At 37.1% G+C, this 24776-nt stretch carries 22 protein-coding genes, 1 tRNA gene and 7 pseudogenes; 19 read left to right on the top strand and 11 right to left on the bottom strand.

What is annotated here, in order from left to right; all coding sequences use genetic code 11:
- The first annotated feature begins 244 nt into the window (after window positions 1-244).
- Window positions 245-526 carry a DUF6460 domain-containing protein gene (locus tag QHG57_RS05725; RefSeq protein WP_330167498.1) on the top strand — a complete coding sequence of 94 codons (282 nt, stop codon included), beginning with the start codon at window positions 245-247 and terminating at the stop codon, window positions 524-526.
- Window positions 527-547: 21 nt separating this feature from the next.
- Here QHG57_RS05725 and QHG57_RS05720 read toward each other — a convergent pair whose 3' ends face one another.
- From QHG57_RS05720 to QHG57_RS05710, 3 genes are all read right to left on the bottom strand, one after another.
- Window positions 548-1357, bottom strand: a complete 810-nt coding sequence (locus tag QHG57_RS05720; RefSeq protein WP_330168888.1) for a TIGR02186 family protein — start codon at window positions 1355-1357, stop codon at window positions 548-550.
- A gap of 2 nt (window positions 1358-1359) precedes the next feature.
- Window positions 1360-2280 carry a sulfite exporter TauE/SafE family protein gene (locus QHG57_RS05715; RefSeq protein WP_330167496.1) on the bottom strand — a complete coding sequence of 307 codons (921 nt, stop codon included), beginning with the start codon at window positions 2278-2280 and terminating at the stop codon, window positions 1360-1362.
- A 178-nt stretch (window positions 2281-2458) separates the two neighbouring features.
- The gene (locus tag QHG57_RS05710; protein ID WP_330167495.1) at window positions 2459-3274 is read right to left on the bottom strand and encodes a hypothetical protein; all 816 of its coding nucleotides are present in this window, start codon (window positions 3272-3274) and stop codon (window positions 2459-2461) included.
- A 552-nt stretch (window positions 3275-3826) separates the two neighbouring features.
- On the opposite strand from QHG57_RS05710, the gene QHG57_RS05705 reads away from it, so the two are divergent.
- The 4 genes from QHG57_RS05705 to QHG57_RS05690 are packed head-to-tail and all read left to right on the top strand — an operon-like array spanning window position 3827 to window position 7372.
- Window positions 3827-4573 carry an electron transfer flavoprotein subunit beta/FixA family protein gene (locus tag QHG57_RS05705; RefSeq protein WP_330167494.1) on the top strand — a complete coding sequence of 249 codons (747 nt, stop codon included), beginning with the start codon at window positions 3827-3829 and terminating at the stop codon, window positions 4571-4573.
- 51 nt (window positions 4574-4624) lie between these two features.
- Entirely contained in the window at window positions 4625-5545 is a 921-nt protein-coding gene (locus tag QHG57_RS05700) for an electron transfer flavoprotein subunit alpha/FixB family protein (protein ID WP_330168887.1), read from the top strand.
- A 3-nt stretch (window positions 5546-5548) separates the two neighbouring features.
- The gene (locus QHG57_RS05695) at window positions 5549-5704 is read left to right on the top strand and encodes a hypothetical protein (RefSeq protein ID WP_330167492.1); all 156 of its coding nucleotides are present in this window, start codon (window positions 5549-5551) and stop codon (window positions 5702-5704) included.
- Window positions 5705-5707: 3 nt separating this feature from the next.
- Entirely contained in the window at window positions 5708-7372 is a 1665-nt protein-coding gene (locus QHG57_RS05690; RefSeq protein WP_330168886.1) for an electron transfer flavoprotein-ubiquinone oxidoreductase, read from the top strand.
- An 11-nt stretch (window positions 7373-7383) separates the two neighbouring features.
- Here the strand turns inward: QHG57_RS05690 and QHG57_RS05685 are convergent.
- Window positions 7384-7676: pseudogene (locus QHG57_RS05685) on the bottom strand (Arm DNA-binding domain-containing protein); the annotation flags it as partial.
- A gap of 2160 nt (window positions 7677-9836) precedes the next feature.
- Between QHG57_RS05685 and rsmI the strand changes: the two are divergent.
- The 4 genes from rsmI to QHG57_RS05665 all read left to right on the top strand — a co-directional run bounded on the left by rsmI (window position 9837) and on the right by QHG57_RS05665 (window position 12305).
- A complete protein-coding gene (rsmI, locus tag QHG57_RS05680) occupies window positions 9837-10736 on the top strand; it encodes a 16S rRNA (cytidine(1402)-2'-O)-methyltransferase (RefSeq protein ID WP_330168885.1) in 900 nt (299 codons plus the stop codon).
- Window positions 10737-10740: 4 nt separating this feature from the next.
- The gene (locus QHG57_RS05675; protein ID WP_330168819.1) at window positions 10741-11109 is read left to right on the top strand and encodes a YraN family protein; all 369 of its coding nucleotides are present in this window, start codon (window positions 10741-10743) and stop codon (window positions 11107-11109) included.
- A gap of 102 nt (window positions 11110-11211) precedes the next feature.
- A complete protein-coding gene (locus tag QHG57_RS05670) occupies window positions 11212-11457 on the top strand; it encodes a hypothetical protein (RefSeq protein ID WP_330168884.1) in 246 nt (81 codons plus the stop codon).
- A gap of 56 nt (window positions 11458-11513) precedes the next feature.
- Window positions 11514-12305, top strand: a complete 792-nt coding sequence (locus QHG57_RS05665; RefSeq protein WP_330168883.1) for a pyrroline-5-carboxylate reductase — start codon at window positions 11514-11516, stop codon at window positions 12303-12305.
- 387 nt (window positions 12306-12692) lie between these two features.
- Here the strand turns inward: QHG57_RS05665 and QHG57_RS05660 are convergent, their stop codons facing one another.
- A complete protein-coding gene (locus tag QHG57_RS05660) occupies window positions 12693-13754 on the bottom strand; it encodes an Mrp/NBP35 family ATP-binding protein (RefSeq protein ID WP_330168882.1) in 1062 nt (353 codons plus the stop codon).
- 589 nt (window positions 13755-14343) lie between these two features.
- Here QHG57_RS05660 and rpmH point away from each other — a divergent pair.
- The 8 genes from rpmH to QHG57_RS05620 all read left to right on the top strand — a co-directional run bounded on the left by rpmH (window position 14344) and on the right by QHG57_RS05620 (window position 21194).
- Window positions 14344-14478 (top strand): 50S ribosomal protein L34, encoded by a 135-nt coding sequence (gene rpmH, locus QHG57_RS05655; RefSeq protein WP_005864709.1) that lies wholly within the window; start codon window positions 14344-14346, stop codon window positions 14476-14478.
- Between the two features lie 117 nt (window positions 14479-14595).
- Window positions 14596-14985 carry a ribonuclease P protein component gene (gene rnpA / locus QHG57_RS05650; protein WP_330167486.1) on the top strand — a complete coding sequence of 130 codons (390 nt, stop codon included), beginning with the start codon at window positions 14596-14598 and terminating at the stop codon, window positions 14983-14985.
- Entirely contained in the window at window positions 14975-16807 is a 1833-nt protein-coding gene (yidC, locus tag QHG57_RS05645; protein ID WP_330167485.1) for a membrane protein insertase YidC, read from the top strand. Before rnpA ends, yidC begins: the two co-directional genes overlap by 11 nt.
- Window positions 16808-17452, top strand: a complete 645-nt coding sequence (yihA, locus tag QHG57_RS05640; RefSeq protein WP_330167484.1) for a ribosome biogenesis GTP-binding protein YihA/YsxC — start codon at window positions 16808-16810, stop codon at window positions 17450-17452.
- Between the two features lie 138 nt (window positions 17453-17590).
- Complete coding sequence (locus tag QHG57_RS05635) at window positions 17591-18283, top strand: glutathione S-transferase family protein (protein WP_273790709.1); 693 nt, start codon at window positions 17591-17593, stop codon at window positions 18281-18283.
- Between the two features lie 1250 nt (window positions 18284-19533).
- Window positions 19534-20346, top strand: coding sequence for a 4-hydroxy-tetrahydrodipicolinate reductase (gene dapB / locus QHG57_RS05630; protein WP_330167483.1), 813 nt, complete (start codon window positions 19534-19536; stop codon window positions 20344-20346).
- Window positions 20347-20374: 28 nt separating this feature from the next.
- On the top strand, window positions 20375-20995 hold the full coding sequence (locus tag QHG57_RS05625; RefSeq protein ID WP_330167482.1) for a 2,3-bisphosphoglycerate-dependent phosphoglycerate mutase: 621 nt from the start codon (window positions 20375-20377) through the stop codon (window positions 20993-20995).
- Window positions 20996-21109: 114 nt separating this feature from the next.
- Window positions 21110-21194 (top strand) — tRNA-Leu (locus QHG57_RS05620).
- Window positions 21195-21293: 99 nt separating this feature from the next.
- On the opposite strand, the pseudogene QHG57_RS05615 reads toward QHG57_RS05620, so the two are convergent.
- The 4 genes and pseudogenes from QHG57_RS05615 to QHG57_RS05600 form a co-directional block, all read right to left on the bottom strand.
- A pseudogene (locus QHG57_RS05615) lies at window positions 21294-21498 on the bottom strand (helix-turn-helix transcriptional regulator).
- A gap of 95 nt (window positions 21499-21593) precedes the next feature.
- Window positions 21594-22082 (bottom strand): DUF488 domain-containing protein, encoded by a 489-nt coding sequence (locus QHG57_RS05610; protein WP_330168881.1) that lies wholly within the window; start codon window positions 22080-22082, stop codon window positions 21594-21596.
- A 102-nt stretch (window positions 22083-22184) separates the two neighbouring features.
- Window positions 22185-22776 (bottom strand): annotated as a pseudogene (locus QHG57_RS05605) (lambda exonuclease family protein).
- Window positions 22737-23074, bottom strand: a pseudogene (locus QHG57_RS05600) (hypothetical protein); the annotation flags it as partial. The pseudogenes QHG57_RS05605 and QHG57_RS05600, both read right to left, overlap by 40 nt.
- 37 nt (window positions 23075-23111) lie before the next feature.
- Here QHG57_RS05600 and QHG57_RS09780 point away from each other — a divergent pair.
- Window positions 23112-23634 (top strand): annotated as a pseudogene (locus tag QHG57_RS09780) (antA/AntB antirepressor family protein).
- Here QHG57_RS09780 and QHG57_RS05590 read toward each other — a convergent pair.
- Together QHG57_RS05590 and QHG57_RS05585 are read right to left on the bottom strand one after the other, a co-directional pair.
- On the bottom strand, window positions 23605-23919 hold the full coding sequence (locus QHG57_RS05590) for a BrnA antitoxin family protein (protein WP_330168880.1): 315 nt from the start codon (window positions 23917-23919) through the stop codon (window positions 23605-23607). The pseudogene QHG57_RS09780 and the gene QHG57_RS05590 sit on opposite strands and share 30 nt — an antisense overlap.
- A pseudogene (locus QHG57_RS05585) lies at window positions 23897-24159 on the bottom strand (BrnT family toxin). Before QHG57_RS05585 ends, QHG57_RS05590 begins: the two are co-directional and overlap by 23 nt.
- An 85-nt stretch (window positions 24160-24244) precedes the next feature.
- Here QHG57_RS05585 and QHG57_RS05580 point away from each other — a divergent pair.
- Window positions 24245-24647 (top strand): annotated as a pseudogene (locus QHG57_RS05580) (hypothetical protein); the annotation flags it as partial.
- Between the last annotated feature and the right edge of the window lie 129 nt (window positions 24648-24776).

The following is a 24776-nucleotide window of genomic DNA, read 5'->3' as shown; positions in this document are numbered from 1 at the left end:
AATTCCTCTACAAATTCTCAGAAACGAAAGGATATCCTTTCATTTAATGAAAGAAGCGCCATGAAAATATCGCGAAAATGCAATAAAACACGCGTATATTTCAAAAAACAGCACTGTTCTTACACCAGTATAAGGTAGTAAACTCAAAAAAGTAAGAAAAAATAAAAAATGTTTTTCTTTTATGATAATAACATCGCTGTACTATGATAATACAATAAAAAATGATCTTCGAAAGTATATTAAAATGAGCCGAAAGAAAAAATTGTTAGATTCTTCTCATACATTTCTTGGAGGAATATTAAGCCGTGTTAGTCTAAAATTGCTTATCCTTTCATTCTTCATTGGCATCGTAATGAATTTTTTGGGATGGACACCCCTAAACCTAATACGAAAAATAGTAAATTTTTTTCAATCACTATGGGAAGCAGGTTTTATAACACTTATAAATTTCTTTCATATAACTATGACGGGAGCTATTATTGTTGTGCCTATCTTTCTTATCTTACGAATTTTTTATAAAAAATAAACGCCTTCACATTTCCTTGCACTAATCTTTTCGAAAAATCAAACGACATAAAAATCCTGTGGTAATAGCAATAATCACTGCAACAATGCCGTATAAAAAATGATACTTGTGCGCTGCATAAAAAATTGTGTAAGCGATATGTGCTTTAACAATTTCAAGAGTTGTTGTTGCACTATCAATAAACTGTCCATCACGAAAAAGATAAGCACGAACTTTATAATGTCCAACAGGAATATTTGCTGGCAAACGAAAATGTGCTGTGAAAAGTGTATCAGAACCAAAACGAACACCACCTATTTCCTCATAATAAAGGCTTTTAGCTTTTTGCAATTTTATAAGTTCATCGCGAAAGCTTTGTACTTTTTTCTGATCTTGTTCATCCGTCTGCAGTGGCAAATAGAGCAATCCTAACCCCAAGCGTTTATAATCTTCAATGCTTGTAATATCGTCAATTTCACGTGTTGTGACCATAGAGTAAAATAGAGGAACCTTTTTAAAAATAAGAGAATCTGTATTAACCCATACACCGGCATTGCGTTTTTTTTCTCGCATCACCATTGTCCGGTCTTGTCCCTCCAAGCTTACAATAATATCATAACGGTTCTGTCGAGAATATAACGGATCAATATTTTCCAAAACACCAGCAATATAAAGATCACGACCAGCAAAATTTGCATCCACAATAATCGTATTCGTTGTTACGATAATTTGGACAGTTTCGTGGTCAACTTGATCAATGAATGTAGCTGGCGTCCCAACATGTGACCATGTAGAAAAAGAAACAAAACAAAAGCAACCTGCAATGATACATAAAGAAAATAATCTACCCATTTTTATCTCATAAGAATATCCAGAGAGAAAAGATTATCAGGGCGTATAAATAATTGAAACGCAAGACGCATACACACAATCAACACTAAAAATGCAAGTGCCATACGCAATTGTTCAGCCTTTAACTTCCGTCCAGCCCGTGTTCCATATTGCGCACCAATACTTCCTCCAAGCATTAACAAAAAAGCTAAGACAATATCAACAGACTGATTAGTCATACTCTGCAAAACTGTCGTGAAAGAAGACACAAATGTAATCTGAAAAAGTGAAGTCCCTATCACCACACTGGTTGGAACACGCAGAAGGTAAATCAATGCTGGTATCATAAAGAACCCCCCACCAATTCCCATAATAGAAGACAACAACCCCACAACGAGACCAATCCCTAAAACTGGAATGATGCTAACATATATCATAGATGTTCGAAAACGCATTTTTAAAGGTAAGCGATGAATCCAGTTATGTCGACCAGCAAGACGAATATTGGCCTTTCCTGCCTTACGCTTGCGCATCATATCATACCAACTTTCAACGATCATCAAGCTTCCTACACTTCCGAGAAGAATCACATAAAGAAGCGAAATCATTAAGTCTAATTGACCTAACTTCTTCAAAACAGAGAAAACCTGAATCCCGATTAAAGAACCAACCCCTCCTCCTATCGCCAAAAGAATACCAAGTTTAATATCGAGCGTACGTCTTCTAAAATGTGTAATCGCCCCTGTTACAGATGACGCAATCATCTGGTTAGCGCCTGTTCCGACAGCAATAGCAGGAGGAATATTATAAAAAATCAATAAAGGTGTGATGAGAAATCCACCACCGATTCCAAAAAGACCTGAAAAAAAGCCAGCAACGACTCCCATACCAATCAAGACCAGCATATTGAGTGACATTTCAGCAATTGGTAAATAAATACTCACTTACAGAACCTTCAAGATAATTTGAAGCTTTTTAACAATTAGAGAATCCTTCTCCAATTATCCTCTTTTCTAATAATCTCTGTTGCGTGTTTAAAAAGATAATTTTAGTTGCTATAGCTTTCGCACAAACGCGAATGCACAATATATTTCACATCTATTAACATCAACATCATAAAAATTAAAAAAAACGAGCTCCTTTTAAAAAGCTATAAAGACATAACGTTATCGCTACTACAAATACAACGGTTAAAAAACAAAGAACACTTTTTTTTACGAAACAAGATAAAAACGAGACATGTTCCCAAGACTGCGCCTTCAAAGAAGGAAAATCATTCTCAATGCAATGATTAGATTCCTGAACATCCATAGTACCCTTTTCTTCTATCACAGCACGCGTCACTACTCCCTCATCTTTTTTAAAAGAAGATTTCAGAGCATCACTGGGCAAAGAGCTTTCATTTTCTTGCTGCAACGTATTTTCAACATTTGTTTGGAGCGGAATTATACCGTTTTGTTTCGAAAAATTTTTTACCTTTTGAATAAATAAGCGTTCTTGATTTCCCTCACATTCCATATGAGCAAGTTTTTGTACAACAGAATCAGGTAATTTTGAACGAGACACCTGTCGTGTTACTGCTGCTTCTAAGCTTTTTTTTTCACTCTGCAAACTTTGAACAATTGTTTTAATCTGCTCTAAAGACTCAAAAAGTTTTTTTTCCCTTTGACGACGTATATAATGTTCAGCCAAAATAGCCCGACTAATATCATCTAAGTAAGATTTTAAATGCTCTTCAACAGAACTCTGCTGCATCAAAGAACGGGGGGAATGCTTCATTTGCATTTGCGCATAAACGGTGCGTAATTTTTGAGCAATATCTGCCATCGTTACTTCTACAGAAGTATCTATTCCCTCTTTCTGTTCAACAAAAGAAAAGAATTTACCGTCCCTAACCTGATTGGTCGCCTGATCGATCGTATGACCCTTCGTATTCACAAACGCTTACCCCTCATTAACCTTTTTGATAAGAATCGCAACAAATGATAAGAAAGTGTGCTCTATTTTAGTAAATAGAGCTTTAAAAACTCCTAAAAACTTTTTTGTTAGAAATATTTCCCCCCAATCTTTATCTAAAATATTTGAAAGAAAGATCTTTTTTTGTTTTCAAGATTCTCTTTTTTTGTCTTCAAGATTCTCTTTTTTTGTCTTCAAGATTCAAAGAGCAAAACCATTCCCCCCATTTTTATCTTTTTTACTTAATTTTTTATTGCATAAAGAACCTATTGCACCATCATAAATAAATCATAAGAAATTAAAAAGAATATTCTCCCAAAACAGATTGATTTTTTACTTTTTATTCAAGCAAATAAGGCAATTATGGCAATGCAAAAATATGAAGATTGAAAATGACGACGAGAAAGTACAAGTAAACGTAAAAAAGCTTATATGAAAGAGAACATAAGTTATAAATGAAACTTCATTCTAAACAATTTGGTTTCTTATGAGTATTGTTATAAACTTATGTTCATACAAACAAAGAGGATCATTATGAAGATAATTGTCGCTGTCAAACGTGTTGTTGATTATAACATCAAGATACGCGTCAAACCCGATAGTACAGGCGTTGATCTGTCTCACGTAAAAATGTCTATGAATCCTTTTGATGAGATAGCCGTGGAGGAGGCTATTCGCCAGAAAGAATCCGGTAAAATTTCAGAAGTTCTTCTTGTTTCAATTGGCCCAGAAGCAGCCCAAGAAACTCTACGAACAGGACTTGCAATGGGAGCTGATCGCGCACTTCTTGTCACAACGGATCAAACACTTGAACCCTTAGCAATTGCTAAGGTTCTCAAAGCTATTGTTAATGAAGAAAAACCCGATATGGTCTTTTTAGGAAAACAAGCAATTGATGACGATAGCAACCAAACAGGACAAATGCTCGCTGCTCTTCTTGGTTGGGGACAGGCGACTTTTGCCTCACATCTTCACATAGAAAATGGGCATGCTACAGTTACTCGTGAGGTTGATAATGGAACACAAACCCTTTGTCTTCCCCTTCCCATGGTTATGACCGCCGATCTACGGCTCAATGAACCGCGTTACACCTCTCTCCCCAATATTATGAAAGCAAAAAAGAAAATCATTGAACAAAAATCTCTTGCTGATCTTGGCATCAATACTGAATCACGCTTAACAATTTTAAGTGTTGAAGAGCCAAAACCCCGTCAATCCGGTATTAAAGTGGCGAATGTAGTAGAGCTTGTCAGTACCCTAAAACAAAAGAACTGCATTTAATATTCTCACCACTAGAGTAAAAGCAACACTCACATAAAAGGGCAAAAACTTATGGGAATTCTTTTATTGGCTGATCATAATACAGAAGAAACAGCAAAAGCGTTCACCGCTGCGCGTGCACTCAGTAATGATATCGATATTCTGGTTTGCGGAGAAAAAATTCAAACGATAGCAGAAAATAGCGCTAAACTTAATGGTGTGCGGCAAGTTCTTATTGCAAAAGCAGACTATTTAGCCCATCAACTTGCCGAGCCTATGGCAGATACAATTCTCACGCTAGCCAATGATTATGATGTGATCATGGCGGCATCCAGTAGCACTGGGAAAAATGTGATGCCACGCGTAGCTGCCCTTCTTGATCTTATGCAAATTTCAGATATTACCGCCGTTCTTTCACCTGATACCTTCAAACGCCCCATCTATGCAGGCAATGCAATTGAAACTATACGCACCAATGATCCTAAAAAAATTATAACAGTTCGCACAGCTTCTTTCACACCAACGCCTTCCCAAAATAATTTGGCTCCCATTAAAACAATAACACCAGCTCCCAATCGAAATCTTTCTTCTTTCGTAAAAGCAGAAACAAACAAAAGTGATCGTCCTGATCTTACCTCTGCACGTGTTATTATATCAGGCGGGCGTGGTCTTGGTTCTCAAGAACAATTTATGGCACTTCTTCTTCCCCTTGCAAACAAATTAGATGCCGCTTTAGGTGCCAGCCGTGCAGCAGTTGATGCAGGCTATGCTCCCAATGACTGGCAAATTGGACAAACAGGAAAAGTCGTTGCCCCTGAACTCTATATCGCCGTTGGCATTTCCGGTGCAATCCAGCATTTAGCCGGTATCATGGATGCACAAATTATTGTTGCCATTAATAAAGATGAAGAAGCACCCATCATGCAAATTGCCGATTACACCCTTGTAGGTGATCTCCACCAAATTATTCCAGAATTGGAGAAAGCTTTATAAGCTATGAATGCATCTCTGGATCATCAACGCGAAAATATGGAATTGAATAAAACCATGGTTAAAGTAAAAACTATAAAACTTTTGATCATGCAAATCGTTGATTCATCTCTTATAAATGATCCACGCCAAATTGTTCCAGAATTGGAGAAAGCTTTATAAGCCATGAAAGCACCTCTGCATGACCAACGTGAAAGTATGGAATTTGATATAGTCATTGTCGGAGCAGGACCCGCAGGGCTTTCTGCCGCAATTCGTTTTAAACAAATTAATCCTGAGCTTTCTGTCACAATTGTTGAAAAAGGGACCGAAGTTGGTGCACATATTCTCTCGGGCGCAGTTGTTGACCCCATTGGTATCGATACACTCTTACCAGAATGGAGAAATGACAACGACCATCCCTTCACAACCCCTGTCACCCAGAACCAATTTTTTTTTCTAAAGCCTCAAAAAGCAACACTATTTCCCAATATTTTGCATCCCAGAATCTTATCAAATAACGGATGTTATATCGTTTCGCTTGGGAGCGTCTGCCGCTGGCTAAGCAAAAAAGCTGAAGCGTTGGGTGTTGAAATCTATCCTGGTTTTGCAGCAACAGAGCCCATCATCCAAAAAGATAACGGAGCTATCATTGGTGTTCTCACCGGTGATATGGGGCTTAACAAAGATGGAACCCCTGGAAAAAATTATATGCCTGGTATGGCTTTATTGGCAAAATATACTCTGATTGCGGAAGGAGCACGTGGCTCAATAGCAAAACAACTGATACAACATTTTAATCTTAGCAAAAATCGTGAACCACAAAAATTTGGTCTTGGCCTCAAAGAACTCTGGGAAATTGATCCCCACAAACACCAACGTGGTTTAGTGCAACATTTCACTGGTTGGCCCTTAGAGAATAATACCGGTGGTGGTGGCTTTCTTTATCACCAAGAAAACAATGTCATTTCTGTTGGTTTTGTTGTGCACTTAGATTACAAAAATCCTTATCTTTCTCCTTTTGAAGAATTTCAACGTTTTAAAACACATCCCAAACTCTATGAAATCTTCAAAGGTGCAAAACGTCTTTCCTATGGTGCACGTGTTATCAGCGAAGGAGGTTGGCAATCTGTACCAAAACTCACCTTTCCTGGTGGAGCACTTATTGGCTGCTCTGCTGGCTTTGTCAATGTTCCTCGCATCAAAGGCTCACACAATGCCATCTTATCTGGCATATTAGCTGCCGATAAAATCGCTACCGCTCTCGCGCAAGGACGTGCCCATGATGAGGTCAAAGAAATCGAAGAACAATGGCGAAAAGGTCCCATTGGTAAAGATCTTTATAAAGTGCGAAATGCCAAACCGCTCTGGGCAAAATATGGGACAAAATATGGAATTAAACTTGCCGGTTTTGATATGTGGTGGCAACAGCTGTTTGGATTTTCCTTATTTAAAACACTCCCCCACAGAAAGGAAGATTATGCATATCTTGAACCAGCAGAAAAATTTCAACCCATTACTTACCCAAAACCAGATGGTGTTGTAACCTTTGATCGTCTTTCAAGTGTTGCCCTTTCTAATACGCACCATGAAGAAAATCAACCTTGCCATTTAAAAATAATCTCATTTAAAAAACAAAAAGATTCCGAATATGCTATTTATGGAGCACCTTCCACACACTATTGTCCCGCCGCCGTCTACGAATGGCTAGAGTATAATGATCATCTAACTTATATGATCAACGCTTCAAATTGCATACATTGTAAAACATGCGACATCAAAGATCCGAACCAAAATATCACTTGGACCTGTCCGCAAGGCAATGAGGGCCCCTTCTATCCCAATATGTAACCCCCCAATGTATGATAGAGATTACGCATTGTCTCAAGCTTTTGTTTCTCACGTTCTTTAATGGGATCACGACCTTCATGCAAAACAGAACGCCATTGAGTTACCAGTTCCCGTGTTTTTTAAGAAACATTTCTCAAGCCCCCCACGCCCATTGCACGGCGCCGCCCGTGAATAGTATAACGATAAAGCCATTGAGCCCCCCATCTTTACGCTTATGAAGAAGCAAGCCAGCACCATCACTATATTTGCCATCCCCCCCCAATGTTGCGACAGTGCTTGCATTAAGACAGTTCATAAGAGCCATTTTTATTCCTTTCTTATACAAAAATTTTGTCCACACACTCATCCCGCTTGTGATATACAAGAGTATTGGTTTTGATTGATTCAAATAAACAGACTTGGAATGACAGATCCTAAAATATTCTGGTCTCTCATTCAACATGCAAAACAGTGAAATATTATTATAAATCAATATATTGTTTGGAGTAAGAGGGATAAGCATTGTCAAAATGGTTTGCCTAAAAAACGGTACATGAAAATATAAATGAATCCTTATAGGTGGTGTTAAACTAATGGATTGAAGAAACGGGGGGTAAACATAGCAAAAGTATGAAGAGAGAGCTTCTTTTATCATTATCTTTTCCAATGTTGTTTTCTTTATAGTGTCTAAAATACACTTTGCTTAGCTTTATAGACAAATTCGATAATGAATGTGCCGCGCAATCCATGTCAAGAGGAGGAAAAGCGTATTTAAGTGGAAAAGAAAATACTTCAGGAAAAAATGAATTTCATGTGCGAAAAGACAGCATACTTGGTGACATATTCTAGATCAAAATACCTTATATTTTTCTTGATAAAATGGAGACGCACTTCAAGTTTATTTTATCTCCTACACTTTGCCAAGTAATGCCTCACCAAAGAAAACCATAGATAAATGTAGAAAAAACATTGCGAGATAAAGAGCATGCTTGTTCAAGCCCTTTCAATGTTTCTACCGATAATAACACGAAAAAATCTTTAATATCACATTAACCTTTTATTTTTGCATCAAGGCTAATCGCCTTGCATCTAAGCTTTACCAATATACTTACAATGAATGTATACAAATACCGTAAGAATAAGCAAATACCAAGCCATGGAGACTATCGCTATTAGCAAAACATCTGATAAAAACCAAAATAGCTTTCATTCACTTTAATCTTTCTTTTAAATATTCCGCTTGTGTTAATTTTGGGTGTTGATTTACAAGCAACAGCGAAAGCACAAGCTTTACAAAAAAAAACACTATAAAATGCGTCATACAGTGGTCATGAAAGCTCTGCGCGCCGTTCCAGCTTTTGTAACTAGAGCAAAAATATTGCGGATTCTACTTGAATAATCTCTGAAACGGAAATATAGCTTCATTTAGCAAGAATATGAAGCCTGGAAGGAAGAAACCTGTTTTCCTCTTTACCATCATCTGTCCATTCGATTTTAGAACTTTCAAAAGCATCACAATATCTTTTAAAAAAGAGAGATCACGTATTGCCCCCACTATTACTTACATTTTTTTATGGGAGCATATCCTTCAGAAAAAATTAAGGTATCCAAAATTAAAATAGACTTGTGTTGTTCATTCATAGGCTTTTTTTAAGAGATAGTTCTCAACATATGTCGGACAACTATTTCGCGACACTGTCCCAAAAAGATATAACGGACTCCCATAAATGAACACTTCCATATTTACGCAATAAAAAGTACAAGCTAAAAACATCATTCTCTTTTCTAGCCCCTATATCGCGATAGCTTCTGTTTTGAGAAAGTTCCAAGATGCACGAAAATGATTTTGTTTCATTGATGATAAGAAAAGTTGAAATGAGATAATTTTAAGATAAACTATGCATTATAAATCAAAATATTAAAATAAAAATTCATCTTAAAAGTTTCTAAGGTACTCATTATACTGTTAAAGCTGTAGAGAATATGACAAAATGAAATATTTTGCCGATAAGAGCTTATATTTGATCAATAACAATGCTGCCAGTTAGTTGTTTGTGTTTTTAAAGAGGCTGTTTACATTTTCTCAGAAAAACAGTTTGGATATCAATGGAATATTTGAAAGAGGGGATAGTAATAATCTAAAAAGCTTAGCTTTTTAAAGAGCACAGCCAAGCGTGAGATGGTGGCATGGGGAAAATTGTTTTTTGGTTCTCGAAGAAAAAACTTTATAGAAAATCATGGGGCAGATAGAATATTAGTTATATCTGGAATTTGTTTTACTGTAAAAGATAACGCGGATCAAAATAGATAATAATGTTAGATTAAGATGTTAAATATGAGATTATCTTATTGTAGTGTAATCGATTATTCGAGTAAGGAAAGCCTTTAAATGATAAAAAATGTACTGGTAAAAAATGAGCCAAAATGGTTTATGAGTATGGATAAAAATCTTGCGGTGAGGAGAATTTGATGAAAAGAAAAGGGTATGTGTAAAAAAGCATATTTTATAGGTGTGCATGCTTATTCTGCTCCCGTTATAGAACCAGGACTTTATCTTGTGGCAACGCCTATCGGAAATCTTGCAGATATTACGCTTCGTGCTTTGCAAGTTCTCGCAGGAGTTGATATTTTAGCGTGTGAGGATACGCGGGTAACACGTGTTTTGTTGGAACATTACGGTATTCAAAAAAAAACTTTTCTCTATCATGAATATAATGCGCAAAAAGCAGGTCCGAAGCTCTTAGAGGCTTTAGCAGAAAACAAAACAGTAGCGCTTGTTTCAGACGCGGGAACGCCACTTATTTCTGATCCCGGATTTCGATTGGTAGAAGAAGCCCGTAAATCTGGTCATAAAATTATTTCTATTCCTGGAGCATCCGCTCTTTTAGCTGCTCTGATTACGACAGGGCTTCCTACTGATAGCTTTTTCTTTGCAGGTTTTTTGAGTGCGCGCAAACTACAGCGCCGAAAACGGTTGGAACAACTAAAAGAGATTCCAGCAACTTTGATTTTTTATGAATCACCGCATCGTCTTGTTGAAACTTTACAGGATATGGCCACTCTTTTTTCGGCTGATCGACCTGCTGCCATTTGTCGTGAATTAACAAAGAAGTTTGAAACAGTAGATGTTTCCAATTTGGGGAATTTGTTGGAAAATTACAGAAAAAAAGCCCGTATTCGTGGGGAAATTGTTGTGCTTGTTGGAGAATCATCTTCTTCTTTAAATGTGATGAATGATCAAGAAATTGATGAAATGCTATTAGAATGCGCACGGACACATTCTGCTGCTCAAGCAGCAGCTTTTGTTGCAAAAAAGACCGGTTTTAAAAAGCAGGAACTTTTTCAGCGGTTAAATTTTTTAAAAAATGCGCAAAATAATGTATAAAACTATACAAAAAAAACGTAGACAAAAGTCTTTTTATCGAGGGGTTCGTGCAGAAAAATTGGCAGCTTGGTGGCTACGTTGCAAAGGGTTTCATATTGCTGAAATGCGTTTTAAAACAAAATGTGGTGAAATTGATTTAATTGCACGACGTGGAAATCTTGTGTTAATTGTTGAAGTTAAAGCACGTTCAACGTTGGCTGAAGCAATGGAAGCGGTTTCCCGAATGAATGAAAGGCGAATTGAGGCAGCAGCTGATATTTGGCTTGCACGGCAAAAAGATTATGCCCTTTTGTCTGTACGCTTTGATTTGATTGCAATTTTACCTTGGCGCTGGCCACAGCATATCCCTGCATTTTTTACGTCTGATCAATAAGAGGCATCCCCCGTTTTAACCATACTCAATAAAAAACGTTTCGTTTTTATGTGTATATGCGTTAAAAAGTGTGAACCGTTTGAGCGCTATAAGGAGCGAAATATGGATGATTATGAAAAGTTTGCAACAGGTTTACTCATTGTTTTTGGAGCGCTGATTATTGGTGGTTTAATGGCAATGCATATTGTGCTTATGAATAAACCAGGTTTTTTATTTGCATTAGCCGCAGCTGTTGTTGGTTGGTTTTCTGCTTTTGCCGTTCTCTTTGACAAGCCAAAAATCTATTTGGGCTTGATTATTTTTGCTATGTTATGTGTTGCTTCTTCAATTAGCGTTTATGTTAGTTAAAACACTTGAAGATATTGATTGAAATTCTTTTTAAAATATAAAACTGTGAAATAGAAATGAAACTTGGCTTTTTGGGAACAGGTACAATCAGTGCTTCAATGGTGAATGGCTTAATGACAAGCACCTTTGATGTTTCTTCCATTATTGTTTCACCTCGCAATGCACAAACAGCGGAGCGCCTTTCGCACACTTATGATACGGTTATGATTGCTGAAAATAACCAAGCGTTGCTCGATGTTAGTGATTGTGTTTTTCTTTGCTTGCCCAACCAAATTGCAGAAAGCCTTTTGCGCTCTCTTCATTTTCGTCCAGAACAGCTGGTTATTTCCGTACTTGCTATGGCGAAAGCAGCAGAAATAGAAGAGTGGATTAATCATAAAGTCTATCGTGCTGTTCCGTTACCTTTTGTTGCAGAATGCAAAAATTTGACACCAATCTATCCCGATCATCCCTTTTTACGCACTTTATTTGATGCTTTGGGGGGCACATTGGTGCTAGATAAGGAAGAGCAGTTTAATCTTTTTATGACAGCTGGTTCTCTGATGGGAGTATATTTTAATTTTATAGAAACAGCCCATCAATGGTTTATAACACAAGGGTTAAAAAAACAGCAATCAGCAGAATTTCTTACCATGATGTTTGGAAATCTTACGGATGAAATGCGTAAAATTATAACAACGAATTGTTCTGTATCTCCCGATTTTGCACTGCTTGAAAAAGAGTTTTCAACAAAGGGGGGAACAAATGAATTTTTATCAAATTACTTTTCTCATCAAGGAGGAAAAAATGCTTTAAGAACGGCTCTTGCGGCTACTTTGCAAAAAATGAATGCTTCTAAAAAGACTTGACCAACATTTTTATAATCTTAATAAAAAAGGGCTAAGTGTTGAGATTTATATCAAAAAAACTCCCATCGAAAAATGCTTTTTTATACCTGAAAAAAATACCATTTTATGAAAATAATTGATTGTTAAAATATTTTTTACAACTTTTTACAATTTTTCATTTTTATTTTCTGTCTTCTTCTTTTAGCCTCAATATCGATATTTTTTCTACCTCATGGCTCTAGCTCTTCAATTTGCTTCCCCTTCAGGTTATCCGAACGCAATGAATAATTTTTTATTTATTTAAGCTATATACTCCACTCTCACATCAAAACTTCCCCTTACAAAGAGGCAACTATTTTTATGTCTTTCATGATTGTGTTTTAATAAACTCTCTTACATAATCCCCATTCAAAAGAGTTGATTTTTTATTTGATCAACAATTTTACGATACAGTTTAGTATGCTCTTTACTAGACTGAGCAACAAAAATAGGGATCCCCTCATCTGAAGAAGATCGTAAAGCTGCATCAAGCGGTATTTCCGCTAAGAAAGGGACTTCTCGACGTTCCGCTTCTGCCCGTGCACCACCATAGCCAAAAATATCATAGTGTTTTCCCGTATCAGGAGCGATAAAATAACTCATATTCTCAATGAGTCCTAAAATAGGAACATTGACTTTCATGAACATTTCTATTGCTTTACGCGCATCCACTAAAGCAAGATCTTGAGGCGTAGAGACAACCAACGCACCTGTTAATTGTATCTGTTGGGCAAGCGTTAATTGTGCATCCCCTGTACCGGGTGGCATATCAACGACTAAAACGTCCAGAGGCCCCCATACAACATCTCGTAACAATTGCGTTACAGCTGCCATAACCATAGGACCACGCCATACTACCGGCTTTTCTTCCTCAACCAAAAAACCCATCGACATCAATTTAAGTCCGAACTTTTCAAGAGGTTGAATTTTTTTTTCTCCAATGAGCTGTGGTTTTTGATTAACAAGTCCTGTCAAACGTGGCAAAGATGGCCCATAAATATCTGCATCCATCACCCCCGTCTTGAAACCAGAATCTTGTAAAGCTAAGGCGATATTTATTGCCATCGTAGATTTTCCGACCCCCCCTTTTCCAGAAGCAACAGCAATTACATGCCGCACGCCTTCTATGGGCATTTTGATAGGTAAGAGATTTGCTCTCCGTTTAGGTGCTGCCTTTGTTGTTTTTTCTGCCGTAAGTGTGATAAAAACAGATTCCACTCCCTCCAAAGCACATACCATCTTTTCAGCAGAACGGCGCAATGATTCCCATTCTTGCACACGTCCATCAGGAACTGTAATGGAAAAAAAAACCTTTCCATCAGTAATCAATATTTCTGAAAGAAGCCCCAACGACACAATATCGCTTTCAAGATCTGGCCCTTCGATTTTACGTAATACGTTGCGGATAGCCTCACTTGTGATCGGATCCACGTTCTTTCCTCTCTATAAAAATACCAGCAAATACAAGCATAAGAACGAAAAATACTTACAGGTTCATCACCTTATAATTTTTTACTTTACTCAGAATTATAAAGTATAAATTATTTATATCTTATCTCTTTAAAATATGAAACCATCCTTAAATAAAGAAACTCAAACATAAAATCTGCTATAAAATCCTACCAATCATGTTTGTGCTACAACCACTTTAATGAATGTTCTGATCAAAATTTTGTAAAAACAAAAACTTAAAAAAACTCTTAATATTAAAGGATGCTTTAAATTGAGCATACAGTAATCAGTCACACTTTCTTTAATTCTTTAGCACCCTAGTTATTTATTTTCTGTAGACTCAATCGTTATTCTCTGACACTCTTACAGTATCGCAAAAAAAGTATTACAGACAGTTATAAGGTGTTTTGTATTCTTTCAAGAGATAGAAAAACAATCTAAGATTGACTTTTTTTATATTTTTCCTTATGGATTAACAGCCGTATGATAGGATAAAATTGTTCCTCTCGCGCATAACTACTCATAAAACAAAGATTAAGAAGGGCCGCACTCCGCGGTATTTAAATAAATGAAACGTACTTACCAACCCTCTAAACTTGTCCGTAAACGCCGCCATGGGTTTCGTGCACGCATGGCCACAGCTGGAGGACGTAAAGTTATTGCTGCAAGACGTGCTCGTGGACGTAAGCGGCTCTCTGCTTAACCATTTAAATTTTCACAACCGTTGAGGGTTGCTCACCATTTCTTCGTTGTGAAACTTTTGTTGTAAACCTCTAATGCCTGCTTGCAGGCATTTAGTGAAATTGCGAAATATTCTTTTATGAAGAAAAAACATCCCTGCCGTATTCGCAAAAGAGCAGACTTTTTGGCTGTCCGTACAGGAGAAAAACGACGTGGTCCTTTATTTTTGCTCGAAGTTAAATCTCGTGAACAAACAACTAAAAGAAAAGATTCTCTTGTTGCACGTGTAGGCTTTACTGTTACCCGTAAAAACGGTAATGCTGTGCAACGTAATCGTATCAAAAGGCGCTTGCGTGAAGCCGTAAGAGTTGGTGTAACAAACCACATGGAAGCAGGAACAGACTATGTCATTGTAGCGTATCGTGATGCGTTACATGCGCCTTTTACATCCTTGATTAGTGAGTTAAATCGGCGAATAAAACCAAAAATAAAACATCAACAACAACAAGGGTGTACGGATGGAATATAACCGCAATTTCTTTATCGCTATTGGCTTATCTTTCGTAGTGCTCATCGCATGGCAATTTCTTCATGTTGCTCCCAAACAAGCAAAGTTACAAAAACAACAAGTCATCACACAGCAATTGTCAAAACAACAATCAGCCCTTTCTACTACCACGACGAATTTTTCTAATGATAGCTCAACGCATCAAGCAACATCTATCATCGAACAGCCAATGACACCTGAAATCCGGAAAGCTGTATTGGCCAAAACAGAGCGTATTGCGATCAAAACCAATGAACTGGAAGGCTCTATTAATCTTGTTGGTGCACAATTTGATGATCTTCACCTCAAAAAATATCGTTTAACAGTCGATAAAAAATCACCGGAAATCGATTTGCTGAATCCTAGAGGTTTCAAAACGACCTACCTTGCTGAATTTGGTTTTACAAGTGCGTCTTTACCAGCAAAAGCCTTGCCACAATCGGATACACAATGGCAAATAGAGGGAAACAATACAATTCTGACCCCTTCAACACCCATCACTTTAATTTATAATAATGGGCAGGGACAAATCTTCCGGCGTATCCTTTCTGTTGATGATCATTTCATGTTTACCATCGAAGATTCTATCAGCAATGAAAGTGATCAACCAATATATCTCTCATCCTATGCCCGCGTTGCACGTGCAGCACCACCAGAACATACAAATGCAACCTATTTACTTCATGAAGGTATGATAGGTATTGCTGGAGATTCGCTCAAAACTGAAAAATATAAAACCTTAGCGGAGCTTGACCCAAATCCTGATAATGGGCAAAAGAGTATGACTTTCTCCAAAGTGACAGGAGGTTGGATTGGTATTACCGATAAATATTGGGCTGTAGCAGTTATTCCCCCGCAAAATAAAGAATATACAAGCCGTTTTATTTATTTTGATCGTTTGCAAACTCATTATCAGTCTGACTTGCTAGGATCGCTTTTAACGATTGCCCCAAATGAAACAAAAACTATTACAAATCGTCTTTTTGCTGGTGCAAAACAGGTTGAAATTATTAATAACTATCAAAATGACTTAAAAATCAAAAAGTTTGCTCTTTTAATTGATTGGGGTTGGTTTGATTTCATCACCAAACCAATGTTCTCTCTCATTGATATTCTTTATAAACAAACAGGAAACTTTGGTATCGCCATCCTTCTTGTCACTGTGCTCTTAAAAACTCTTCTTTTCCCTCTAGCCAATAAATCTTATAAATCTATGGCACGCATGAAGCTTTTACAGCCGCGGTTGCTAGAAATAAAAGAAAAATATCCCGATGACCGAACCAAACAACAACAAGCAATAATAGAACTATATAAAACCGAAAAAATTAATCCCCTTGCAGGTTGTTGGCCAATGTTGGTTCAATTCCCAATATTCTTTGCTCTTTATAAAGTTCTCTATATTACCATTGAAATGCGCCATGCCCCTTTCTTTGGCTGGATTAAAGATTTAGCAGCACCCGATCCAACTTCTCTTTTTAACTTGTTTGGTCTCTTGCCATATACAACGCCAACATTTCTTATGATTGGTGCATGGCCTTTGATTATGGGAATAACGATGTTTTTACAAATGCGTATGAATCCCGCTCCTCAAGACCAAACCCAAGCGATGATATTCACATGGATGCCTGTTGTCTTTACTTTTATGCTCGCCTCTTTCCCTGTTGGTCTCGTCATCTATTGGGCATGGAACAATATATTATCAATCATTCAGCAAGGAATCATGATGAAGCGCCAAGGAGTTAAAATTGAGCTTTTTGATAATCTGAAAGTCATGTGGAGAAGGTCACCTAAAAAAAGTGCATGAATGACTAGAGCTTCTTCCCTTTCTGGAATTTTTTCTCGCAAATGGATTTTTATTCGTGGTGTACCAGCAATACGCTATCTCCCCCCTGAAGGACCACCAGAAATTGCATTTGCAGGACGTTCCAATGTTGGAAAATCATCTTTAATCAACGCACTCGTCCAACAAAAAAGCTTAGCACGTACCTCCAATACTCCAGGACGGACCCAAGAGCTTAATTATTTTGTCCCCGATGGCTTCAGTGGGCAACTAGGAGATATTCCCCCTCTAGCATTAATAGATATGCCTGGTTATGGTTTTGCTGCTGCTCCTAAAAATCTGGTTGATGCGTGGACAAATTTGATTTTTAGCTATTTACGGGGGCGCACAACGTTAAAACGTGTATATATCTTGATTGATTCACGGCACGGAATCAAAAATAATGATGAAGATGTTCTTACTCTCCTTGATAAAGCAGCCGTTTCTTATCAAATTGTTTTGACAAAAAGCGATAAAATCAAATCAAATGCCTTGGAAAAATTAATTATGAGCACACAAAGAAAGCTTCTCAAACGTCCAGCAGCTTATCCTGAGATTCTTGTAACCTCTTCAGAAAAAGCTCTCGGTTTAGAAGAATTACGTGCTGCCATTTTGCAAACCATTGCATAAGAGAACAATTCCTATTGTTAACAATTTATTAATTATAATTGCTAGCAGCTGCTAATGATCTTGTACTTCTAGTCAAGCATCTTTATAAAAATGATTACTTGAAAGAATTCTCATCAACTCTATCTGATAGTGTAAATTATGCTGACACTTTTTCATTCTCCCCTATCCGCTGCCTCGCGCTTCATACGCCTCATTCTTGGGGAATATGGTGTAACCACTCAACTGATTGAGGAATATGAATGGGCAAGAAGACACGAATTTCTAGCCCTCAATCCCGCTGGTCATGTTCCTGTTTTTCTCGATGAACACGAGGTTCCATTATCAGGCCCTCTTGTTATCTGTGAATATTTAGACGAAACACATGGAAGTTTACGACAAGAAAATAAGCTCTTTCCGGAAAATCCTTTAGATCGTGCGGAAGTACGCCGGCTCAATGACTGGTTTTTAAATAAATTCGAAAATGAAGCAACGCGCCATATTGTACGAGAACGAATTCATAAACGTGAAATGCCACTTGCCATTGGTGGTGGTGCTCCTAATTCACAAATTTTACGCAATGCACGTGCCAATATTTTACCACATATGAACTATCTCAATTGGCTCTGTGCTTCTCGCGATAGCTTAGTCGGTTCTGCCTTATCCTATGCAGACCTAGCAGCAGCAGCCTCTATTTCTGTACTTGACTTTCTGGGGGAAATTGACTGGGAACAATCTCCTGCTGCCAAAGACTGGTATATGAGAATTAAATCACGCCCTTCTTTTCGTTCTCTTTTAACAGATCGCGTCCGAGGAATTGTTGCAAGTGCTCACTATGCAGATCTTGATTTCTAGCCTTTTCTCACAAACAAAAGTAAAAGCGATATTTTATTTAAAGGATATTTATAGGTTTATGAATTTTTATGCATGCGTATAAACAATACAATAATACATTGATTTATAATTATATTAAACAGAGAATAAGACCCCACCATAATATTTTCTTATTTCACCCCCCTTATAATGCATTAAAAAATCACTTTCTCATCGAGTCACAAAAAAGATTAGCATAGGAATAAAAAGTATTTAAGAAAGGATTTTAAAGACTCTCTTTAAATACAAGAGCTGTAGCATCATTGGAAGCTAGGCAAATAAAATAACAATACTTAACGCAAGTTATCCTCCATTTTCCCTAATATATGAAAAAATGCATTACATAACATATATACTATTTGCTCTATAATAAGCAAAGCCTCATTATGAGTTTTTGCGACATAACAATTTTTTCAACTGACTTTCCTAAAAGATGAAGAATCTGACCAACTTTTATGTGTAAACAATCCAACTTCTTGTTCGTCCCTTGTTCCCCCCCTTTTTTACGTGATTTTATTTATGGATAACATATTGATATAAAATGATAAATAATCGTTTTTTTTTAACTTGAATCGTCAATTCAAAATACCTTTTTCTCATTACCTTCATCACATTTAAAACAATCAAAATCGCTTTCTTATGCATCACAAATAGAATTGATGCGTGAAAAAATATTAAAGAAAAGAATGAAAATGCCTAAGTGCCAAGGATTGTTAAAACATTAAAGGCTAACAAAACGTATGATAGTGCTGATTTGCTCTTTTATGAAGCATAAAGATAGTAGCACAGAATAGATTTTATATTATTCATGGATACTCTCTCGTGATACCACTCACGAGCACTATCATAAAATAAGTTTAGAGGTATTGAGAAATATTTCTTTAAGACAAGCGCATGAATTGACAACATAGGTGTATTTTTTGGGAGATCTTGTTTTACATGAAGAACGCTCCCCTCTTAAAGGACGAAAGAAACAAAAACGTAAAATAATACACAAGCTCCATTAAGTTTCATATGCAAAACTTACTTAGTAATATTCATCACACACTCTAACGAAAAGCATCTCTATATAAATTTGTAGATCTTAATCACTTGCTCTAAACGACAGTGTTTTATAGCGCAACAAGATAAATTAAAGCGGGAAAAAAATTTTTCTATAAAGAAAAAGAACCATTGGAAAGAAGGCAAGAATTTACCTATACTGACCAGTGAAATATCATAAGGAGATAAGAATGCGCCTTACAGTTGTTGGTGCAAATGGAAGAATGGGACGTGAACTCATTACAGCAATCCAGCAGAGGAGAGATGTAGAGCTTTGTGCTGTTCTTGTACGCAAAGGCTCACCATTTGTAGGAAAAGATGCCAGTGCCTTAATTGGTTCAGATTCTCTTGGGATTGGTATTACTGACGATCCTGAAAATGCCTTTTCTAACACAGAAGGTATCTTAGATTTTTCACAACCAGAAGCCAGTATTCTTTATGCTAACTATGCTGCTCAAAAAAGCCTTGTCCATATTATTGGCACCACAGGATTTAGCAAAACAGAAGAAGAAAAAATTGCAGATTTTGCGAAATATACAACAATTGTCAAATCCGGAAATATGAGCCTTGGAATAAATCTTTTAGTCAACCTTGTAAAGAAAGCCGCTAAAGCATTAAAAGCCGATGATTTTGATATCGAAGTTTATGAAATGCATCATGCTAACAAAGTTGATGCCCCTTCTGGAACAGCTCTTCTTCTTGGCCAAGCAGCAGCTGAAGGACGCAATGTTATGCTGCAAGATGTGCGTATCAACGAACGCAACGGTTATATAGGTAAACGCGAAAAAGGCTCCATTGGCTTTTCTTGTTTACGTGGTGGAACAGTTGTTGGAGAACACAGTGTCATTTTTGCCGGTTCCCATGAACGCATTGTTCTTTCACATACAGCGCAAGAACGCTCTATCTTTGCCAATGGCGCGTTAAAAGCAGCTTTGTGGGCAAAAAATCATGAAAGCGGCCTTTATTCAATGCTCGATGTTTTGGGATTGAACGATGAATTTTAAACAATCAATAGAATAGAGGCAATTCATAATGGGACGCATACTTGTACTCATTCGTCATGGACAAAGTGAATGGAATCTTAAAAACCTTTTTACTGGTTGGAAAGATCCTGATTTAACAGAAAAAGGTCATGCAGAAGCGATAACAGCAGGAAAAAAACTGAAAGAATACGGTTTGAAGTTTGATATCGCTTATACATCTGCCTTACAGCGTGCTCAAAAAACGGCTCAGCACATTTTAGAGCAAATGGAACAATCAGATTTAGAAGTGATAAAAAATCCCGCATTAAATGAACGTAATTATGGTGATCTTTCTGGTTTAAATAAAGATGAAGTACGCCAACAATGGGGGCAAGAGCAAGTGCAAATGTGGCGCCGCTCCTATACGATTGCGCCCCCGAATGGAGAAAGCCTACGCGACACCGGTGCGCGCATCTGGCCTTATTATCTTTACCGTATCCAGCCTCATATTTTGCGCTCCAAAACTGTTTTGATCGCAGCACATGGAAACTCTCTTCGTGCTCTTATTATGGCACTTGAAGGTCTCTCCGGTGAAGAAATTATATCTCAAGAATTAGCGACCGGCATTCCTATTATTTACACATTTAATCCGGATTCAACAATTTTATCAAAGACAGTTCTCACACCTTAAACTTCTAAAATCATGATATACCCCAAAAATTCAATTCAATCGTTTTAAGCTGAAAACATAAATTCTATAATTTGATTGACAGAATTGCTTCATACGCTTAGATGAATTTTATGAGCCCAGATGGCGGAATTGGTAGACGCGCAGGTTTCAGGTACCTGTGCCGCAAGGCGTGGAGGTTCGAGTCCTCTTTTGGGCACCATTTTGTATCTTCAACATATTGAAATATATAATCTTTTTCTTTAAATAGCCATTTTCAGACCACCTTTTAGACCACCTTCTACAGTTTATATAATTCTACCTAATTTGTTCTTATTTGCTCCTTATTTTTCTTTGGAGTGAAGGCTAAGATCTCTTTTTTCTCCATCTCACTGCTCTCCCTAGCTTATATGGCTCCGGAAACAACCCCTGAAGCACCCAATTGCGAATCGTGGTTGTGGATACACTAAAAAGCTGTGCACACTCACGTGTCGTTACATATCTATCTCCATATCATCAAATATCATCTCATTACCTTTCTCTTTTTTATGTTAATTAAATGGGTGGGGGGCTGGAAGGCATGTGAAGCACTCCAACTTTTAAAAATATGCAAGTTTATTTTTTAGATGTGTTCAATTTCATATTTCCAATCAGGCAATTGAGTAAGAGCTAATGCGAGTTGTCCTCTATGGCACATGCATACATTGGCTTCAAAACAGGTGATTGCAACGCGCTTTTTGTTTAAAAATATTTGATATAATTTGTTTATTGCACAAGAATTATTCTTGAGAGTTGTATCTTGATAATCTTCAAAAAGGCGGTCATAATCTTTTTGTGTTTTCAAATTTCTTCGTTTTTCAGAAGCAATTCCAAGTTCAGGCATATGCATATATTCAATATCAATATTGCTTACAGCTTTCTCTAATTGTCTTTTTGAAAATCCGTGTTTTCTACTTATTGGATTTTTACGAACATCACATAAAGTTTTGATATTGTTTTCTATGAGACTCTTAAGATAATTCTCAAGGGACTTCCCTTCATAGCCAATGGTAAAAAAACAAAATTCCTCATCTTTAGCAGGCTGTATGATAATATGTTTGATGTTACACACGTTTAATTTCCTTAGTAAATGGGTGGGGGTGCTTAGGAAAGAGGAGAAGGAGAGAGCACCCCCATAGGTTTAAGCGGCTTTTCTCAAAATCTTTTGCATCTCTTATTCTATTTCCCCTAAAAAGATTTCGACCGCTTTATTGATCTCTTCAATGTGTTTCTCATCACGATTGATGCGTTTGATTTTCATTCTCAAACCAGTAGATTTGCCTACAAAGTTTGGATTATAGCTAATGAAATGACACCATTTGCGTCCTGTACATGCCCATTTGGAATTGCATCTGCGCGAGATATTCAGGCTTGATTTCGTCATACATAAAAAAACGAAGATGGGTTGTTGATTGTGGACATTTGACTTCGATTAAACCGTCCTCTCCAATGAACCCATCAGGACTTGCACCAGCCATTGCCATTTTGGGGTGTGGGATAAACCCGCATCTTGTGACTTCTGTGTCATAAATGAATTCATATTCTCTCAAAGCATTCTCTTCATGTTCAATGCCCCATTGCATAGCAGGTGTTGTATAAGATTGGCTTATTTCCCCTGTTAAGCGTTCTGTCATGAGTTTCACTTTGTAGTCTTCATATTTGCTTGTAGGCAAACCTTTTGCTGTCTTACTGAGTACGTTGTAAACATTAGATGCCGTGACTTTACCTAGCCGCGCTTGAAACCATTCTGCTGTTCGTTGCTCCATCTCACACCCGCCGTTTGTTGTTCTTTATTTATTTGCGAGCGTTGCTTTTTTTCAAAGAAAACAAAGCGGTTTAGGCTTGTTTATAAGACATATCTGTGAATTTTTTTACTCCTATGAAAGAGAGAAGTTTGCTTTCTTCAGACTGTGTCTGTTCCATTAATTCTCTGATCTCATTCATTATTAAGCGATTAAGAAGCATGCCTAAGAGATATCTACGTGCGTAGGTGAGAGTAGAACCAACCGATTGTATGTTGTTTTTGCTCCCTGTAGCGTCAAAAGGAAATGTTCCTTTTATTGAATGTCAATCAAAAATATCTAACCACAAGGAGTTCTTTATGAACAATCTTATAGAAATTAGAGAACAGGTTATTGATCAGGAAGTTATTGAAACAGTAAACGCATGCGAGTTGCATACATTTTTTGGAATAGGAAAATGTTTTGCTACTTGGATTACAGATCGTATTAATCAGTATGAATCTGAAGAAGGAAAAAATTTCATAAAAACACAAGATTTGCGGTTCTCAAAATTTGGAAGCGCAAAATCTAGGGCTGTTACAGCAATTAATTATCACTTTACATTAGATATGGCAAAAGAGCTCTCAATGGTTGAAAACAATGAGAAAGGACGTCAAGCATGTCGCTATTTTTTGAATGCGAGAAAAAGTTGAAAAGACAATCTGTTGATTATGAATTATTTTCTTATGAGTATAAAAAACTGTCGGTGTTGGAGAAATCTTAGGGTTGATGATGAGGCGTTTGTTAGATGCAAATAGACTCGAAAAAGAATTTAAACATTATAAAGTCTTAATCAAAGAAGAAAAACAGGTCTTAGCAAAAATTGTCGTGAAAGCTGCTTAACTTTAAAAACACAACTCCCCTCCCCTTTCTCAAAAATGAGAAAGTGGTAGAGACAATAACGTTTGGGTCAAGGCGTAGAGTAACCGCTTGTTTGGGAGATTCAACTGGTGAACGCCCACGTTTGCGGCGTTCTTCTGTTACATATTTAAAAAAGGAGGATGATAAAACATCTTTAGCTGGCTTTAGACGTATAAGTTCTTCATCTGTTAGTGGTGAGGAATCCACAGCGTCCCAATCTTCTTTTGTGTAGCCACATCCTGTTTCAAAGGTTTTTTTGATAGTCATTAAAAACCCCTCTTTCTTATTCGCTTGACGAAAACTGATAATGGATATCGCTTCAATGCCAAGCTTTGAAAAAACAATAACTGTTGTATCATCAGCAAAATATCCGATAGCCTTCATGCGGTTTGAATGTATTACATCAATAAGAGCATGTTTGCAGTCAACATAAATAACATCAGCAAAATCAAGCTTATGTTTATCAATGTTTACAGCTCTTTTTGGTTCATCCCACACTATCTTCATATATTTTATGTACACGAAAATACGGTACTGTAAACAAAAAAGTATACGATAATCCCTATAAGTGTTTCAGAAGGATAAACTATCAATGACAAAGAAGCATCGTGAGGGTCTATCGGTTCGTGCGTTTGCAAAGAAGATGCGGGTTTTCCTAATGCGGTGGTTTCACGATTTAAGATAGGTAAATTTGATGCGGCTCTTTTTGAAGATGGTTCTGTCAATGAAACTCTGGCAACAGCCATCTGGAATGGGAATCCAACAAGCACCCTGCCTCACTTTTAGCACCGGATGGACAACCGCGGACAAAGATCAAACAAGTCTCTACAGAAGGAGCCAACGAATACAAGATAAAACTGGAGCAGATGCAAGTTGCGCTTGAAAGCGAAAAAATTGTACTTGAACGACTACGCGAAACAACTGTTGACCGTGAAAAAATAAAGAGAGAAGCCCGTGAATTTGGAAGAGCACACCGTGATGCCATGTTTAATTTTCTTTATTTTTTAATTGTTTAGATAGAAAAACTATCTTTAAGTTTACTTTTTTAACGCTATAACGATATTATCATGTGATCATCGTAATAATACGAAAACGAATCATTCCTTCTTTGCAAAGAAATATTT

The sequence above is a fragment of the Bartonella grahamii subsp. shimonis genome, assembly GCF_036327415.1.
GTDB lineage: Bacteria > Pseudomonadota > Alphaproteobacteria > Rhizobiales > Rhizobiaceae > Bartonella > Bartonella shimonis.
Note: the sequence above shows the minus strand (reverse complement) of the source record. Positions and strands in the feature narration are given on the sequence as shown.

Excerpts from the sequence above, each read along its gene's own strand:
- QHG57_RS05725 (WP_330167498.1), top strand. The coding sequence starts at position 245 with ATGAGCCGAAAGAAAAAATTGTTAGATTCTTCTCATACATTTCTTGGA.
- QHG57_RS05720 (WP_330168888.1), bottom strand. The coding sequence starts at position 1,357 with ATGGGTAGATTATTTTCTTTATGTATCATTGCAGGTTGCTTTTGTTTT.
- QHG57_RS05705 (WP_330167494.1), top strand. The coding sequence starts at position 3,827 with ATGAAGATAATTGTCGCTGTCAAACGTGTTGTTGATTATAACATCAAG.
- QHG57_RS05700 (WP_330168887.1), top strand. The coding sequence starts at position 4,625 with ATGGGAATTCTTTTATTGGCTGATCATAATACAGAAGAAACAGCAAAA.
- QHG57_RS05695 (WP_330167492.1), top strand. The coding sequence starts at position 5,549 with ATGAATGCATCTCTGGATCATCAACGCGAAAATATGGAATTGAATAAA.
- QHG57_RS05690 (WP_330168886.1), top strand. The coding sequence starts at position 5,708 with ATGAAAGCACCTCTGCATGACCAACGTGAAAGTATGGAATTTGATATA.
- rsmI (WP_330168885.1), top strand. The coding sequence starts at position 9,837 with ATGTGTAAAAAAGCATATTTTATAGGTGTGCATGCTTATTCTGCTCCC.
- QHG57_RS05670 (WP_330168884.1), top strand. The coding sequence starts at position 11,212 with ATGGATGATTATGAAAAGTTTGCAACAGGTTTACTCATTGTTTTTGGA.
- QHG57_RS05665 (WP_330168883.1), top strand. The coding sequence starts at position 11,514 with ATGAAACTTGGCTTTTTGGGAACAGGTACAATCAGTGCTTCAATGGTG.
- rpmH (WP_005864709.1), top strand. The coding sequence starts at position 14,344 with ATGAAACGTACTTACCAACCCTCTAAACTTGTCCGTAAACGCCGCCAT.
- rnpA (WP_330167486.1), top strand. The coding sequence starts at position 14,596 with ATGAAGAAAAAACATCCCTGCCGTATTCGCAAAAGAGCAGACTTTTTG.
- yidC (WP_330167485.1), top strand. The coding sequence starts at position 14,975 with ATGGAATATAACCGCAATTTCTTTATCGCTATTGGCTTATCTTTCGTA.
- yihA (WP_330167484.1), top strand. The coding sequence starts at position 16,808 with ATGACTAGAGCTTCTTCCCTTTCTGGAATTTTTTCTCGCAAATGGATT.
- QHG57_RS05635 (WP_273790709.1), top strand. The coding sequence starts at position 17,591 with ATGCTGACACTTTTTCATTCTCCCCTATCCGCTGCCTCGCGCTTCATA.
- dapB (WP_330167483.1), top strand. The coding sequence starts at position 19,534 with ATGCGCCTTACAGTTGTTGGTGCAAATGGAAGAATGGGACGTGAACTC.
- QHG57_RS05625 (WP_330167482.1), top strand. The coding sequence starts at position 20,375 with ATGGGACGCATACTTGTACTCATTCGTCATGGACAAAGTGAATGGAAT.
- QHG57_RS05590 (WP_330168880.1), bottom strand. The coding sequence starts at position 23,919 with ATGACTATCAAAAAAACCTTTGAAACAGGATGTGGCTACACAAAAGAA.